This window comes from Peterkaempfera bronchialis (assembly GCF_003258605.2).
GTDB lineage: Bacteria > Actinomycetota > Actinomycetes > Streptomycetales > Streptomycetaceae > Peterkaempfera > Peterkaempfera bronchialis.
On the sequence record NZ_CP031264.1, the window covers coordinates 3,313,836 to 3,328,580 of the forward strand.

12 protein-coding genes are annotated in these 14,745 nt (G+C 73.6%); 3 read left to right on the top strand and 9 right to left on the bottom strand.

Features of this window, described 5'->3' with window-relative positions:
* Nucleotides 1-7 precede the first annotated feature (7 nt).
* Genes C7M71_RS14685 through pcaB form a run of 3 tightly spaced genes read left to right on the top strand, consistent with a single transcriptional unit; the run spans nucleotide 8 to nucleotide 4,610 of the window.
* Nucleotides 8-1,246 (top strand): 3-hydroxybenzoate 6-monooxygenase, encoded by a 1,239-nt coding sequence (locus tag C7M71_RS14685; RefSeq protein ID WP_111488764.1) that lies wholly within the window; start codon nucleotides 8-10, stop codon nucleotides 1,244-1,246.
* Nucleotides 1,243-3,210 carry an FAD/NAD(P)-binding protein gene (locus C7M71_RS14690; protein WP_229758726.1) on the top strand — a complete coding sequence of 656 codons (1,968 nt, stop codon included), beginning with the start codon at nucleotides 1,243-1,245 and terminating at the stop codon, nucleotides 3,208-3,210. The genes C7M71_RS14685 and C7M71_RS14690 overlap by 4 nt, the downstream gene beginning before the upstream one ends.
* A complete protein-coding gene (gene pcaB / locus C7M71_RS14695) occupies nucleotides 3,207-4,610 on the top strand; it encodes a 3-carboxy-cis,cis-muconate cycloisomerase (RefSeq protein WP_229758727.1) in 1,404 nt (467 codons plus the stop codon). The genes C7M71_RS14690 and pcaB overlap by 4 nt, the downstream gene beginning before the upstream one ends.
* A gap of 957 nt (nucleotides 4,611-5,567) precedes the next feature.
* Here the strand turns inward: pcaB and C7M71_RS14700 are convergent.
* From C7M71_RS14700 to C7M71_RS14740, 9 genes are all read right to left on the bottom strand, one after another.
* On the bottom strand, nucleotides 5,568-6,941 hold the full coding sequence (locus tag C7M71_RS14700) for an aldehyde dehydrogenase family protein (RefSeq protein WP_111488760.1): 1,374 nt from the start codon (nucleotides 6,939-6,941) through the stop codon (nucleotides 5,568-5,570).
* Nucleotides 6,941-8,041, bottom strand: coding sequence for a phenylacetate--CoA ligase family protein (locus C7M71_RS14705; RefSeq protein WP_162824250.1), 1,101 nt, complete (start codon nucleotides 8,039-8,041; stop codon nucleotides 6,941-6,943). The genes C7M71_RS14700 and C7M71_RS14705 overlap by 1 nt, the downstream gene beginning before the upstream one ends.
* A gap of 41 nt (nucleotides 8,042-8,082) precedes the next feature.
* Nucleotides 8,083-8,460, bottom strand: a complete 378-nt coding sequence (locus C7M71_RS14710; protein ID WP_111488758.1) for a YybH family protein — start codon at nucleotides 8,458-8,460, stop codon at nucleotides 8,083-8,085.
* Nucleotides 8,461-8,473: 13 nt separating this feature from the next.
* On the bottom strand, nucleotides 8,474-9,280 hold the full coding sequence (locus tag C7M71_RS14715; protein WP_407675901.1) for an arylamine N-acetyltransferase family protein: 807 nt from the start codon (nucleotides 9,278-9,280) through the stop codon (nucleotides 8,474-8,476).
* A gap of 128 nt (nucleotides 9,281-9,408) precedes the next feature.
* On the bottom strand, nucleotides 9,409-10,431 hold the full coding sequence (locus tag C7M71_RS14720) for a 3-oxoacyl-ACP synthase III family protein (protein WP_111488754.1): 1,023 nt from the start codon (nucleotides 10,429-10,431) through the stop codon (nucleotides 9,409-9,411).
* 127 nt (nucleotides 10,432-10,558) lie between these two features.
* Nucleotides 10,559-11,743: a chorismate synthase gene (gene aroC / locus C7M71_RS14725; RefSeq protein ID WP_111488752.1), complete on the bottom strand. Its 1,185-nt coding sequence runs from the start codon at nucleotides 11,741-11,743 to the stop codon at nucleotides 10,559-10,561.
* Nucleotides 11,740-12,096, bottom strand: a complete 357-nt coding sequence (locus C7M71_RS14730) for a hypothetical protein (protein ID WP_111488750.1) — start codon at nucleotides 12,094-12,096, stop codon at nucleotides 11,740-11,742. The genes aroC and C7M71_RS14730 overlap by 4 nt, the downstream gene beginning before the upstream one ends.
* Nucleotides 12,093-14,051, bottom strand: coding sequence for an anthranilate synthase family protein (locus tag C7M71_RS14735; RefSeq protein ID WP_175607688.1), 1,959 nt, complete (start codon nucleotides 14,049-14,051; stop codon nucleotides 12,093-12,095). Before C7M71_RS14735 ends, C7M71_RS14730 begins: the two co-directional genes overlap by 4 nt.
* The gene (locus tag C7M71_RS14740; RefSeq protein ID WP_111488792.1) at nucleotides 14,048-14,677 is read right to left on the bottom strand and encodes an isochorismatase family protein; all 630 of its coding nucleotides are present in this window, start codon (nucleotides 14,675-14,677) and stop codon (nucleotides 14,048-14,050) included. Before C7M71_RS14740 ends, C7M71_RS14735 begins: the two co-directional genes overlap by 4 nt.
* Between the last annotated feature and the right edge of the window lie 68 nt (nucleotides 14,678-14,745).

Genomic DNA, 14,745 nt, shown 5'->3' on the forward strand with positions numbered 1-14,745 from the left:
CAGCAGGATGTCCAAGGCAGTCATCGTCGGGGGCGGTATCGGCGGCCTGGCCGCCGCCCTCGCCCTCTCCAGGCAGGGCCACCGGGCAGTCGTCCTGGAACGTGCCCCCGAGTTCGCCGAAATCGGGGCCGGCATCCAGATCGCCCCGAACGGCATCCATGCGCTGGACCGGCTCGGCCTCGGCCGGGCGGTCCGTGCATCGGCGGTCCACATGGCCGAGTTGAGGTTCATGGACGGGGTGACCGGCGACCATGTGGTGAGTCTGCCGCTCACCGAGGAGTACCAGCGGCGGTTCGGCAACCCGTATGTCGTGGTGCACCGCGCCGAGCTGCACACCCTGCTGCTCGAAGCCTGCCTGGCGAGCGACGCCGTCGAGCTGCGCGGCAGCAGCGCGGTGGTCGGCTATGAGCAGGACGGCCGGACCGCGACGGTGCTGCTGGAGAGCGGCGAGCGGATCACCGGTGACGGCGTGATCGGCGCCGACGGGATCCACTCCGCGATCCGGCAGCAGCTGGTCGGCGACGGCCCGCCGCGGATCTCCGGGATCACCGTCTACCGCGCGGTCATCCCGATGGAGCAGGTGCCCGAGGAACTGCGCTGGAGCACCTCGGTGACCTGGTGGGCCGGTCCGCACTGCCACTTCGTGCACTATCCGATCGCCGGCGGCAAGTACCTCAACCTGGCGGCCAGCAGCGACAACGGGGCCACCGAGGCGACTGCGGGCGTGCCGGTCTCCGAGGAGTTCGTACGCCGGGAGTTCGGCGCCCTCGGCCCGTCCGCCCACCGGCTGCTGGAGCTGGGCGAGGGCTGGAAGTCCTGGGTGCTGGTCGACCGCGATCCGGTGGACGACTGGACCGACGGCCGGGTCACCCTGCTGGGCGACGCGGCGCACCCGATGCTGCACTACGCGGCGCAGGGCGCCTGCCAGGCCCTGGAGGACGCGGTACTGCTGGGCGAGCTGCTCGACTGCTCGGCGGACGAGTTCCCCCAGCGGTTCGAGAAGTACAACGCCGAGCGCCGCCTTCGCACCGCCCGCGTGCAGCTCGCCGCCCGGGAGAGCATCCGGCTCTGGCACCCGGCCGGCCAGGACGCGGTGGCCCGCAACGCGCTGCTCTCCTCGCTCTCGGCCCGCGAACTCCACGACCAGGTGGCGTGGATGCACGGGGTCCGGGAGTTCGGGCAGCAGCAGGAGGCGGACCGTCAGCACCACATCCGGAGCACTGTCGAGAAGGGGAAGCGCATATGACCGGCCGTCCGCTCCAGGTCTGCATCATCGGTGCGGGCCCCCGGGGGCTGTCCATCCTGGAGCGCCTCTGCGCCAACGCGCGGCGGATGGCGAAGCGGGACCCGGTGACCGTGCATGTGGTCGACCCGTCGGCGCCGGGCGCCGGCCGGGTCTGGCGCACCGGCCAGTCCCGCCATCTGCTGATGAACACCGTGGCGTCGCAGATCACCGTCTACACGGATGAGAGCGTCCAGGTCGAGGGCCCGATCGAGCCCGGCCCGACGCTGTACGAGTGGGCCAAGTCGCTGGTCGGCTCGGAGCAGGCCGGCGACCACGACGACGAGACCGTCGCGGAGGCCCGGGACCTCGGCCCCAACACCTACCCGACCCGCGCCTTCTACGGCCACTACCTGCACGACAGCTTCCTGCGGGTGGTGGCGGGAGCGCCCCGCCATGTCACGGTCGAGGTGCACCGCTCACGGGCGGTCGCGATGGCCGACACCCATGGCATCCCCGGCGGCCCGCAGGGCATCCGGCTGGAGGACGGCACCCGGCTGAACCGGCTGGACGCCATCGTGATGGCGCAGGGCCACGTCCCCGGCCGGCTGACGCCGCGCGAGGCGAAGACGGCCAGCCTGGCCCGCATCCACCACCTCAGCTATGTCACCCCGGCCAACCCGGCCGACCTGCACATCGGGGCGATGCCCGGCCAGAATGTGCTGCTGCGCGGGCTGGGGCTGAACTTCTTCGACCACATGGCGCTCTTCACGCTGGGCCGGGGCGGCACCTTCGTCCGCGAGGGCGGGCGCCTGGTGTACCAGCCCTCGGACCAGGAGCCGCGCCTCTTCGCCACCTCGCGGCGCGGCATCCCGTACCACGCACGCGGCGAGAACGAGAAGGGCGCCTATGGGCGCCACCACCCCAGGCTGCTCACCCCCGAGCTGATCTCCGGGCTGCGCAGGCGGTCCGAGAGCGGCGGCCAGGTGCGGTTCGCCACCGACCTGTGGCCGCTGATCGCCCGGGAGGTGGAGAGCGTCTACTACGGCACGCTGCTCGACTCCCGGGGCCGTGGCGGCGAGCGCGAGGAGTTCACCGCCCGCTATCTGACGGCCGAGCATCCCGAGGCGGTGCTGGACGGGTACGCCGTCCCCGAGGCGGACCGCTGGGACTGGGAGCGGCTCTCCCGCCCGTACGCCGGGCTGGAGTTCGCCGACCGCGCGGCCTTCCGGTCCTGGCTGCTGGACTACCTGGCCCGCGATGTCGCGGAGGCGAAGGCCGGCAATGTCAGCGGCCCGCTCAAGGCCGCCCTGGATGTGCTGCGCGACCTGCGCAACGAGATCCGGCAGGTGGTGGACCACGGCGGGCTGGACGGCGACTCCCACCGGGACGACCTGGAGGGCTGGTACACACCGCTCAACGCCTTCCTCTCCATCGGCCCGCCGGTCGAGCGCATCGAGCAGATGATCGCCCTGATCGAGGCCGGGGTGCTGGAACTGGTCGGACCCGAGACCGACATCCGCATCGACACCGTCTCCCCGGCCTTCGTGGCGCACTCGAAGGTCGTGCCGGGGGCGCCGATCCGGGCGAGCATGCTGGTCGAGGCCCGGCTGCCCGAGCCCGATCTGCGGCGCACCTCCGACCCCCTGCTGCGGCATCTGCTGGAGACCGAGCAGTGCACCACGTACCGCATCTCCACCACCTCCGGGGCGGGCTATGAGACCGGCGGGCTGGCCGTCACCGAGCGCCCGTACCGGCTGCTGGACGCGCGCGGGCGGGCGCACCCGCGCCGCTTCGCCTACGGCGTCCCCACCGAGTCGGTGCACTGGGTGACCGCCGCCGGCATCCGCCCGGGCGTGGACTCGGTGACCCTCGGCGACTCCGACGCCATCGTCCGCGCCGTGCTGTCGCTGCCTCCGGTCGCCGAGGTGCCGGCCGAGGTGCGTCCGCTGCCGGCCGAGACCGACCTGCGGGGCGTGGTGGTGTGACCGGGCAGCCGCTCCCGGAGGCCGACTCCGGTCTGCTCTCGCCGGTGCGGGCCGGTACCCCCGTCGAGGAGGCGGTCGGCGACCGGGCCTGGCTCCAGGCGATGCTGGACGCCGAGGCGGCGCTCACCCGGGCCCAGTCCAGGCTGGGCACGGTACCCGGCCGGGCCGCCGAGGTCATCACCTCGGCGGCCCGGGCCGACCGCTTCGACCTGCGGGGCCTGGCCCTGGCCGCGCGGGAGACGGCCAACCCGGTGGTGGGCCTGGTCCAGGCGCTCACCCGCGCCGTGGCGGCCGACGACCCGGCCGCGGCGGAGTACGTCCACCGGGGTTCGACCAGCCAGGACATCTTCGACACCGGCGCGATGCTGGTGTCGGCCAGGGCCCTGCGCCTCGTCCGGGCCGATCTGGCCCGGACGGCGCAGGCCCTGGCCGTACTGGCCGAGGAGCACCGGGACACCGTCATGGCGGGCCGCACCCTGGCCCTCCAGGCCGTCCCCACCACCTTCGGGCTGAAGGCGGCCGGCTGGCGGCAGCTGGTGCTGGACGCCGACCGGCGGCTGGCGGCACTGGTCGAGGGCGGCCTGCCGGTCGCCCTCGGCGGCGCCGCCGGGACCCTCGCCGGGTACCTGGAGTACGCCCGGCTGGACGGCGGGGACCCGAAGCCGGACCCGGGCGCCTATGTCGACCGGCTCGTCGCCGCCTTCGCCGAGGAGACCGGACTGGCCCGGCCCGTCCTGCCATGGCATGCGCTGCGCACCCCCGTCGCGGACCTCGCGGCGGCGCTGGCCCTCACCGCCGGGGCGCTGGGCAAGATCGCGGTGGATGTGCAGTCGCTGACCAGGACGGAGGTCGGCGAGGTCGCCGAACCGACCGCCGCCGGGCGGGGCAGCTCCTCCGCCATGCCGCACAAGCGCAACCCGGTGCTGGCGACGCTGCTGCGGAGCGCGGCGCTCCAGGTGCCGGTGCTGGCCGCCGGGCTGACGCAGTGCATGCTCGCCGAGGACGAGCGGTCGGCCGGGGCCTGGCACGCCGAGTGGCTGCTGCTGCGGGAGTGCCTGCGGCTGGTCGGCGGCGCCGCGCACACCGCCGTGGAGCTGGCCGAAGGGCTTCAGGTCCGGCCGGACCGGATGCGGGCCAACCTCGAACTCACCGGCAGCCAGGTGGTCTCGGAGCGGATCGCGGCCGTGCTCGCGCCCCGGCTGGGGAAGGCGGCGGCCAAGGAGCTGCTGAGCGGCGCGTCCGGCGAGGCGGAGCGCGGCGGGCGGCCGCTGGCCGAGGTCCTCGCCGACGAACCCGCACTGACCGGGCACCTCTCCGCTGCGGAGGCGGCCGAGCTGTGCGACCCGGCCGCCTACACCGGCGCCGCGGGGGCACTGGTGGACCGGGCGCTGCACGGCTGACCCGTACGACGGTTGCAAGGACGCCTGGCGGCGACCACCGCCGGGCGTCCTTGCCGTGTTCCGGGCCCGGCTCGGGGGCTTCCCGGCTCGCAGCGGCCACAGCTCGGGACTCCGTGAGGCCGGCGAAGCTGCGGCGGTGAGCGGCCCGGTAAAGCCGGGCGGCTGGGGAGGCAGGGGCCAGGAGCCTGGGAACCGGGCGGCTGGGGAGGCCGCGCAGCCACCAGGCGCGAGGCCAGGAACCCGGGCAGCCGAGCGGCTGGAGAGACCGGGTCAAGAGCCTGGGAACCGGGCGGCTGGGGACCCGGGCAAGCCACGAGGCAGCGGGCCAAGAGTTCGGGCAGCCGGGCGGCTCGGGGGCCCGGGAGACAGGTGGCTGGAGGCGGCCAAGAACCCCGGGGGGCCGGCGGCGCGGGAGGCAGAGAGCCAAGACCCGGGAAGCCCCTGCCGGGAAGCCGGGCAAGCCAGGAACCGGGGAGCCCTGGAGCCGGGCCACCCGCGCGAGGCAGCGGGTCAAGGCCCCTGGCAGACGGGCAGCGCAGGGGCCCGGGGCGGGTGGCTGGGGGCCGGGCCACTCCCGAGACGGGCGGCCAAAGGCCCGGGGAGACCGCCTTGGGGAACCCGGCGGCGCGGGAGGCAGAGAGCCAAGACCGGGAGGCCTCCGTCGGGAAGCCGGGCAAGCCAGGGACCGGGGAGCCCCGGAGCCGGGCCACCCGGGAGGCGGGCGGCCAATGACCCGGGGCCCTCGGTGGGGAGCCCGGCGGCGCGGGGGGCGGAGAGCAAAGCCCGGGAAGCCGGGGAGCGCGGGGCCCGGGGACGGGTAGCTGGAGCCGGGCCACTCCCGAGGCGGGTGGCCAGAAGCCCGGGGAGGCCGGCGGCGCGGGAGGTAAGGGGGCGAAGGGCTGGGGGTGGGCAGGTGGAGGCCCCGGCGGGGGAGCGCCGGGGGCCTTGGGGGCGGGGTCAGTCGCGGATGACGGTCTTGGTCCGCATCAGGAACTCGCCGAGGTAGCCGTCGTGGGGGACGCCCGGGCGGATCCAGTAGGTGGGGTGGTCGCCCCGGTAGACATTGCTGATGGTGGGCTCGTCCAGCAGGCGGTCGACCAGCGCGTCGTCCTCGGTGAGTACGGTGAGCACCAGGCTGTTCCGCAGCGGGGCGGTCCCGGCGTCGGGGCTCCAGGGGCCCACCCAGACGCAGGGGAAGGGCAGTTCGATGGCGGCCTGGTCCGCGTCGGCCCGGTCCAGCTGGTGCACTGCGGGCCGCAGCACCGCACTGCCGTCGCCCAGTTCCTCGACCACGCCGTCCCCGCCGAGCCAGGCCCGGGTGCCGGCCGCGCGGTTCAGCAGGAACCGCTCGATCGCGCGGGCCGACTCGGTCGGCTGCACCGCGAGCACGGCCTTCTCGTCCTCGGGCGGCAGGCTGGGGATCGCCGCCAGCCGCTCGGCGATGGCCTCGGCCAGCGGGCCCGGGTCGCCGTCGACCAGCACGGTGGTGGCGTTGATGCAGGCGACGCCGCCCTGGTGGCTGATCGAGTCGACGATGGTGTCCAGGTGGTCGCGCCAGTCGGTGTCACCGGTGATCAGGATCTTGGAGCGGCCGGGGCCCTGCGGCAGCACGGTGGAGCCGGCGTACTTGCGGACCACCTCGTCGCCGCCGTAGACCAGCCCGAGGTCGGCGCCGCGCAGGATCTCGTCGGCGGCCTCGTGGTCGGTCGGCAGCAGCACCACCTGGTCCGCGCCGAACCCGGCCGCCCGCAGGGCGGTGATCAGGCGGTGCGGGGTGAACGGTTCACGGCGCGAGGGGCGGACCGCGACCCGGTACCCGAGGGCCAGGGCCTCCAGCCAGAGCGAGTGCGGGCCGGGGTGGTTGCCCGCCGCGTGGACGGCGAAGACGCTGCCCCGGCGGGTCCAGACCGCGCTGCCGTGCAGGGTCGCCCGGTCCCGCCAGTCGCTGACGGCCCCGGCCGGCTGCGCCTGGTAGGCGGCGAAGCCGGACTTCTCGGCCGAGTCCACGATCGCGCGGGTGGCGTCCCGGACGACGGAGATCGGCACGCCGGAGACCCGGGCGACGGTGTGCTCGTACTCCTCGAAGGTGAGTCCGCCGATGGTCTCCTCGGTGAAGATCCGGGCGGCTCGGGCCAGTGCCGCGATCCGCTCGGCGGCGGCCATGCCCGGGGCCCGGTGCAGGGCTGCCATCGCGCGGGTCACAAAGAGCTTGGGCACCAGGCCGAGTTCGGCCACCGGTGCCCCGGTGACATCGGTGACGGTGAGCCGTCTGCGGGCCCGGAAGGTGCCGTTGGGGCCGAGTGCGTCCAGGGCGATCAGCTCGCCGGCCATCAGTAGACCCCTTCGATCACGGTCTCGTTGTCGAATGTCTGGACCGGGGCGATGTCGGCGACCGAGTCGCCGAGCTGTCCGGGCAGCGGGGCGATCCGGGTCGCGTAGTCGCGCTCCAGGTTGTTCGGCATCAGCAGGCTCTTGCTGACGTGGTGCATCACCACCTGGCCGCGCTCACCGAAGGCCACCGTCGCGCCGGTCGCGGGGTCGATGACGCCGAAGCTCATATAGGGCGAGTACGGGTCGTAGACGCAGGGGTCGTCGTCGGTGAGGCCGTGCCGCTCGCTGGCGTTGCCGAGGATCATGGTGGAGCCGTAGCCGCTGTAGAGCACGGCGTCCGGGAAGACCTCGGTGCGGTAGAGGTGGCGGGTGTCCGGGTCCATCTGGGTGCCGACCCAGTTGATCGCCCGGACCTTCTCGTTGACCAGCTTGGCCAGGTCGTCGCGGCGGGCGATCCGCTCCAGCACCGGCGGGGTGCACATCAGCACGCCGATGTCCTGGGTCTCCAGCAGATATCCGACCTGGTCGACGATGTGCTCGGCGTATGCGCCGGCCTCGGCGCCCTTGCCGTCGGCGATGAGCTTCTTCACCCAGCGCGGGTCGAGGTCGACGGTGAAGGAGAGGCCGCCCCGGTAGGCGGTCTGCTGCTTGATCACATCGCCGACCATGTGCGGCCCGTTCGGGGCCACGATCAGCCAGTTGGCACCCTGCGGCACGCCGTGGCCGTCCAGTTGGGCGCTGGACCAGCCGAGCAGCTTGTCCAGCCAGTCGCGCAGCAGCACGATCCGCTTGGGTGCGCCGGTGGTGCCGCCGCTCTCGTAGACGCCGACCACTCCGGGGCGGGGGCCGTAGCCGCGCGGGATCAGGTCCTCGGCCCGCACCGAGCGCAGTTCGCTCGCGACATTGGGGAAGCGGGTGAGGTCGTCGTGGGTGCGGATGTCGGTGAGCGGGTCGAAGCCGAGGCTCGGGGCGCGCTCCAGCCAGAACGGGGAGCCGGTCTCGGGCGAGAAGTGCCACCTCATGGCGGCGCGGAGGAACTCTTCGGGGTCGGGCTGGACGTCGAAGGGCAGGTCCAGGACCGGGTCGGCGGCAGACGGCACAACGTTCCTTCCGGTGGGACCGCGTGGCACGGTCGGGTGGTCTAACGGTCGGTACCTGACGGGTTGTCGATCACATAGCGCCAGCGCCCGTCGGCTCCCCGGCGGGCCACATCGGTCGCCGACCCCGTGATGCGGACCGGTCCGTGCGGGCCGTCGCCCTCGATGAGGTAGTCGCCGATGAGCAGGGCGAGGTCGCCGCTCACATAGCTGTGGCGCAGGGTCAGCCGGATCGGCACGCCGAGCCGGAGGAATTCGGCGTTGGCCAGGCGGCGGTCGTCGCCGGTGACGGCCTCGCCGGGCCGGGTGACGAAGACGGCGTCCGGTTCGAAGAGCCGGTCCACGGCGGCGGGGTCACCGGAGTTGAACGCCTCGGCGAAGACCAGGGGCAGCCGGGCGGGGTCGGTGGGGGCGGTGGTCATGGCGGCCGGCCGCTCAGCCGGTCTGGACGCCGGCCGTGGCACCGGCCGCCGTGGGCTCGCTCGGCAGCCGGTCGAGGCTGAAGCCGAAGTGGGTCTTGTACGCGGCCAGCACGGCGGAGTCGTCGGCGAACTCCTCGGAGCCGCGCTCCCGACCGGCCACGGTGGAGAGCCGGTTGCCCTTCAGCGTGATCCGGCCGTCCTCGGTCCGCAGCGAGCAGAAGACGTCCTGGAGGAAGGGGGATTCGGGCGAGGTCCGGTACCACCAGAGGGTCGGCCCGAAGTCCTCCAGCCGGACGGGGCGGTCGTCCAGGCGGTACAGCGGCCTGCCGTCGAGCAGGACGTCGATGGAGCCGTCCTCGGCGTCCAGCAGCTGGTACTCGCCGTCCGGGTCCTGCTGGACCTCGCGGGAGTCCAGCCGCAGCGGGTGGCGGCTGTTGCGGCCGAAGCCGACGTCGACCAGCCAGTCCCGGCCGTCCAGGGTGACCCTGAGCGCCAGGTGGCAGAGGGCCGCGCCGAGTTGGCCACCCGGTCGGTGGACCCGTCCGGGGAGGATCGCGGTCCGGAAGCCGAGCGCCTCCAGCAGGAACGAGAAGGCGGGGTTGACCTCGTAGCAGCCGCCGCCTCGGTGCTGCCGGACGATCTTGTCCAGCACCCGCTCGTCCATGTGGACCGGCTCCCCGAGGTGGTAGCCGAGGTTCTCGAACGGAACGGAGAGCACATGGCGCTCCTGGAGCTGCCGCAGCGCGTCCAGGTCGGCCCGTTCGGGCCGCTGTGCGCCGATCCGGCTCAGATATGCGTCCACCAGGGTGTCGTCCAGCACCACGGTCTCCTTGTCGGTAGGGCTGTCGGTCGGGCTGTCGGTCGGACTGCCGGTCGGGCTGTCGGTCGGGCTGTCGGTCGGACTGCCGGTCGGGCTGTCGGTCGGAAGAGGGGAATCGGCAGGATCGGTCACCAGCGCAGCAGCGCCAGCCCCATCGCCATGCCGCCGCCGAATCCGGCGAGCAGGACGAGGTCGCCGGGGTGGAGTTCGCCCGACCGGGCGGCCCGGTCGAGGGTGACGGCCACCGAGGCGGAGCCCGTGTTGCCGAATTCCTCGAATGTGGTGCAGGTGCGCTCGAAGGGGATTTCCAGGAGGCGGGCCAGGTCCTCCAGCATCCGCCCGTTGGCCTGGTGCGGCACAAAGCGGTCGATGTCGGCCGGGGTGACCCCGGTGTCGGCCAGGAAGTCCCGCACGGCGGGCGGCACCTGCTCGCTGACGAAGTCGCGGACCCCTCGGCCGTTCATCCGGAAGTGGTGCAGCCCCTCGTCGATGGTCTCCGCCGTGGCGGGCAGCCGGCTGCCGCCGGCCGGGACCTCGATCAGTTCGCGGTCCGCGCCGAAGCTGGCCAGCCGCCCGGCGATCAGCCCCCGGTCCGGGGCGGGGGCCGGGCCGAGCACCACGGCGCCGGCCCCGTCCCCGAACAGGATGGCGGTCTTGCGGTCGGCCGGGTTGAGGATGCGGGAGTACACATCGGCGCCGATGACCAAGGCGTAGCTGGAGTCCGAGTCGCGCAGGATCCGCTCGGCGGTGGTCAGTGCGAAGACGAAGCCGCTGCACACCGCGTTGACGTCGAAGGCGGCGGTCCCCGGCAGGGTGCCGAGCTCGTCGGCGACCACACAGGCCGTCGGGGGCTGCGGGGAGTCCGGGGTGGAGGTCGCGACCACCACCAGCGCCAGGTCCGAGGCGCGGATACCGGCGCTCTCCAGGGCCGCGCGGCCCGCGATGACCGCCAGGTCGCTGGTGGCCTCGTCCGGCTTCGCCCGCCGGCGGTTCTGAATTCCGGTCTTCGCGTGAATCCATTCACCGGAGACCCCGGCCGGCTCGCCGACCTCGGAATTGGTCACCACGTGAGCCGGAAGGTACGAGCCGGTTCCCACGATACCGATCACGGAATGCGACCGGCCTTTCCCGGGAATTCCCGTCGTGATCATCCTTTTCCCCTCGCTCTCCTCGGCTTCTTCCACTGATTCATCGTGCCCCGGTGGGAATCGGCGGGGCAAAGCCCCCGGGCCGACCTTGTCAGGTAGTCCGAGCCGCGCCCTTATCGGCGCCGCGCCCTCAGTGCGGCGCGAGATTCCCCAGATAGCCCCGGACATTGCGCCGGGTCTCCCCGACGCTGTCGCCGCCGAACTTCTCGGCCACCGCGTCCGCGAGCACCAGCGCGACCATCGCCTCGGCGACGATCCCGGCGGCCGGCACCGCGCACACATCGGAGCGCTGGTGGTGCGCCCGGGCGGCCTCACCGGTCGCCACATCCACCGTCCGCAGGGCCCTGGGCACGGTCGCGATCGGCTTCATCGCGGCCCGTACCCGCAGTGGCTCGCCGGTGGAGAGACCGCCCTCCGTGCCGCCGGAGCGGCCGGAGGCGCGTCTGATGCCCCCGGGGGACGGCAGGATCTCGTCGTGCGCCGACGAGCCGGGTGTCCGGGCCAGCGCGAAGCCGTCGCCGACCTCCACGCCCTTGATCGCCTGAATGCCCATCAGCGCCGCCGCCAGCCGGGCGTCCAGGCGGCGGTCCCAGTGCACATGGGAGCCCAGGCCGGGCGGCAGCCCATAGGCCAGCACCTCGACCACGCCGCCCAGGGTGTCGCCGTCCGACCGGGCCCGGTCGATCTCCTGGACCATCGCCCGGGAGGCGTCCGGGTCCAGGCAGCGCACCGGGTCACCGTCCAGCCGCGTCTCGTCGGCGGGTACCGCCAGGACCCCCTCCGGGGCCCTGGCGGTACCGAGTTCGACGACATGCGAGACGACTTCGATCCGCGCCGTCTCCCGCAGGTAGGAGCGGGCCACCGCGCCCAGGGCGACCCGGGCGGCGGTCTCCCGCGCACTGGCCCGCTCCAGTACCGGGCGGGCCTCGTCGAAGCCGTACTTCTGCATCCCGGCCAGGTCCGCATGGCCCGGGCGGGGCCTGGTGAGCGGGGCGCTCCGGCCGAGGCCGGACAGCGCCTCGGGATCGACCGGGTCGGCCGACATGACCTGCTCCCACTTGGGCCACTCGGTGTTCCCCACCGTGATCGCCACCGGTGAGCCGAGGGTCAGGCCGTGCCGGACGCCGCCCAGCAGGTCCACCTGGTCCTGCTCGAAGGCCATCCGGGCGCCCCGGCCGTAGCCGAGCCGGCGCCGGGCCAGCGCCTCGGCCACCATCGCGGTGGTCACCGGCACCCCGGCCGGCAGCCCCTCCAGCGTCGCGACCAGGGCCGGGCCGTGCGACTCCCCTGCGGTCAGCCAGCGCAGCCTGCTCACGTCCGCTCCACCAGGTCCCGGTCGGCCGACAGCGCCGAGCCGAGCCGGGCCAGCGAGGGGAAGCGGTGGATGCCCTCGGTGGTGGCCTCGACCTCGAAGGAGAGCCGTTCGGTGGGCGGGAAGCCGATCAGCTCGGCGGCCCGGGTGGGCAGCGGCCGGCCGGCCGCCTCGGCGGACTCCCACAGCTGCACCGCGCCCCAGCGGTTGCGCTCCCGGTCGGCGATCCAGACCTTCAGCAGCAGGCCGTGGAACCCGGCCCAGCCGTCGACCGCCTCGTCCCGCAGGAACTCCCGCAGCGAGTCGACGGTCTGCGCCGATCCGTCCAGGTCCCACCAGGCGATGACGGCCCTCATCGGGCCGCCACCGCCCCCGCGTCGGTCCGGGCAGCCAGCACCCCTTCGGCCAGCGCCTCTTCGGCCAGCACCCCTTCGGCCAGCACCCCGGCGATCAGGTCGCCGACGATGCGCACCCCGTCCTGGGTGAGCACCGACTCGGCGTGGAACTGCATCGTGGCGAAGTGCGGGCCGCGCAGCGCGTGCACCTCACCGGTCCCGGCGTCCCGGCTGACCTCCACCGGGCCCACCCCCGGGCACTCGAACCCGTCCGCCAGGCTGCGCGCGGCAAAGGTGTTGTAGAAGCCGACCCGCTCCCGTGCGCCGAAGAGGTCCACCTCCCGCTGCACGCCCTGGTTGGGCACCTCCCGGCGGACCAGCTCCAGGCCGAGCGCCAGGCTGAGCACCTGGTGGCTCAGGCAGACCGCCAGGAACGGCCGCCGCTCCTCCAGCAGCCGCCGCAGCGCGGACCGCAGATGGGCGATCTTGGGGTGCCCGGTCTCCCTCGGGTCGCCCGGGCCCGGCCCCATCACCACCAGGTCATAGCCGTCGAAGCGGTACGGCTCGTCGAAGCGGCGCACCGTCACCTCCAGCCCGAGCGACCTGAGCTGGTGGCCGATCATCGAGGTGAAGGTGTCCTCCGCGTCCACCACCAGCACCCGGCGGCCCAGCAGCCCCGGCCGGCTGTGGTCGCGCTCCGCGTCCTGCGCCAGCCAGAAGTCGGCGATGGAGCTGTTGCGCTGCTCCAGGGCGTCCCGGACGCTCGGGTGCGAGCCGAACTGCGGCTGGCCGTCGGCCTCCAGCGCGGCGATCAGCCCGGCCGCCTTGGCCCGGGTCTCGGCCACCTCGGAGGCCGGGTCGGAGTGGCGTACCAGGGTGGCGCCGACGCCGATCCGGACCCGTCCGGCGGCGTTGATGTCCGCCGTGCGGATCAGGATGGCCGAGTCCAGCGAGCGGCCACCCGACCGGTCCCGGCCGATCAGGGCCGCGACGCCGCTGTAGTAGCCGCGTCCCTCGGGCTCGTACCGGGCGATCACCCGGGCCGCGCTCTCCAGCGGGCTTCCGGTGACGGTCGGCGCGAACATCGTCTCGCGCAGGATCTCGCGCGGGTCGTGGCTGGTGCGGCCCTCGATGAAGTACTCGGTGTGCGCGAGCCTGGCCATCTCCCTGAGGTACGGGCCGACCACCCGGCCGCCCGTCTCGCAGATCCGGGCCATCATCTTGAGTTCCTCGTCCACGACCATGTACAGCTCGTCGGCCTCCTTGCGGTCGGCGAGGAAGTCCATCACCTCCGGCAGGCTCGGACCCGAGGCCGGGTAGCGGTAGGTGCCGCTGATCGGGTTCATCACGGCGGTGCCGCCGTGCACGCTGATGTGCCGCTCCGGGGTGGCGCCGACGAAGGTGCGGTCGCCGGTGTGCACCACGAACGTCCAGTACGCGCCCGACTCCCGCTCCAGCAGCCGCCGGAACAGGGCCAGCGCACCGGCCGGCGTGTAGTCGGTGATGTCGGCGACAAAGGAGCGCTTGATGACGAAGTTGGCCCCGGCGCCCTCGCCGATCTCGTCGGCGATCACCCTGCGCACCGTCTCGGCATAGGCGGCGTCGTCCACGTCGAAGTGGCGGCCGGAGAGCTCGATCGGCACATCGGGGATCCGGGCCGACACCTCGGCGAGCGGCATCACGGCCTGTTCGGTGACGGTCAGCGCGATCAGCGGTTCGCCGTCGTCGGCGCAGCTGAAGCCGCGCTCGGCGATCTGCCGGTACGGCATCAGCACCAGCATCTCGTGGCCGGGGCCGCCGTCCGGCCGACCGGGGTGGTCCTCGGGCAGCGGGATCGCGGCCAGCGTCCCCGGTGTGGAGACCTCGCCGATCAGCACGTCCAGCAGGCCCGCGCCGGTGGCCTCCGGGCGGTGCAGCAGGGCGAAGGCCGGCGGCTGCTCGGCGAGTATCCGGTCCAGCGGGTCCTTGGTGGTCACGCCGCCACCCCCTTGGCGGTCAGCACCACGGCGCAGCGCTGCGCCGCGTACTCCAGGGCCATCCGGTGGTACTGCTCGGAGAAGTCGGCGACGGCGTCGGCGACCAGGAAGGTCTGGATGTCGTTGGTGAACGCCTCGACCGCCGTCATCAGCACGCCGACGTGGGCGTACACGCCGCAGAGGACCAGCTGGTCCCGGCCGGTCCGGCGCATCCGGTCCAGCAGGTCGGTGCGGAAGAAGGCGCTGTAGCGCCACTTGGTGAGCAGCCAGTCGTCCGGGCCGGGGGCCAGCGGGTCGACGATCCGCCGGTCGTCCGGGTCGACCCGCATGCCGGGGCCCCAGAAGTCCATCAGCAGGCCGCGTTCCTCGGCGGACATGCCGCCGGGCTGCGCGGTGTACGCGACGGGGACGCCCTGGGCCACGGCCCACTCGCGCAGCAGTACGGCGTTGCGGACCAGTTCGCCGCCGTCGCCCTCGTCGCCGCCGAGCGGCTTGAGGAAGTAGCGCTGCATGTCGTGGACGAGCAGCACCGCGCGGGCCGGGTCGACCGTCCAGGGGGCGATGCTGTCGGGCAGCTCGCCGGCGGTGGGCATCGGGTAGGGGGCGATGGTGGGTATGCCTGCCATGGGGCGTCTCTCCTGGTTCTCCTGGCTGTTGTGGATCTCCTGGCTGTTCCGGTTCGACTGGCTGTTCC

Excerpts from the sequence above, each read along its gene's own strand:
- C7M71_RS14685 (WP_111488764.1), top strand. The coding sequence starts at position 8 with ATGTCCAAGGCAGTCATCGTCGGGGGCGGTATCGGCGGCCTGGCCGCC.
- C7M71_RS14690 (WP_229758726.1), top strand. The coding sequence starts at position 1,243 with ATGACCGGCCGTCCGCTCCAGGTCTGCATCATCGGTGCGGGCCCCCGG.
- C7M71_RS14700 (WP_111488760.1), bottom strand. The coding sequence starts at position 6,941 with ATGGCCGGCGAGCTGATCGCCCTGGACGCACTCGGCCCCAACGGCACC.
- C7M71_RS14710 (WP_111488758.1), bottom strand. The coding sequence starts at position 8,460 with ATGACCACCGCCCCCACCGACCCCGCCCGGCTGCCCCTGGTCTTCGCC.
- C7M71_RS14720 (WP_111488754.1), bottom strand. The coding sequence starts at position 10,431 with ATGATCACGACGGGAATTCCCGGGAAAGGCCGGTCGCATTCCGTGATC.
- C7M71_RS14730 (WP_111488750.1), bottom strand. The coding sequence starts at position 12,096 with ATGAGGGCCGTCATCGCCTGGTGGGACCTGGACGGATCGGCGCAGACC.
- C7M71_RS14740 (WP_111488792.1), bottom strand. The coding sequence starts at position 14,677 with ATGGCAGGCATACCCACCATCGCCCCCTACCCGATGCCCACCGCCGGC.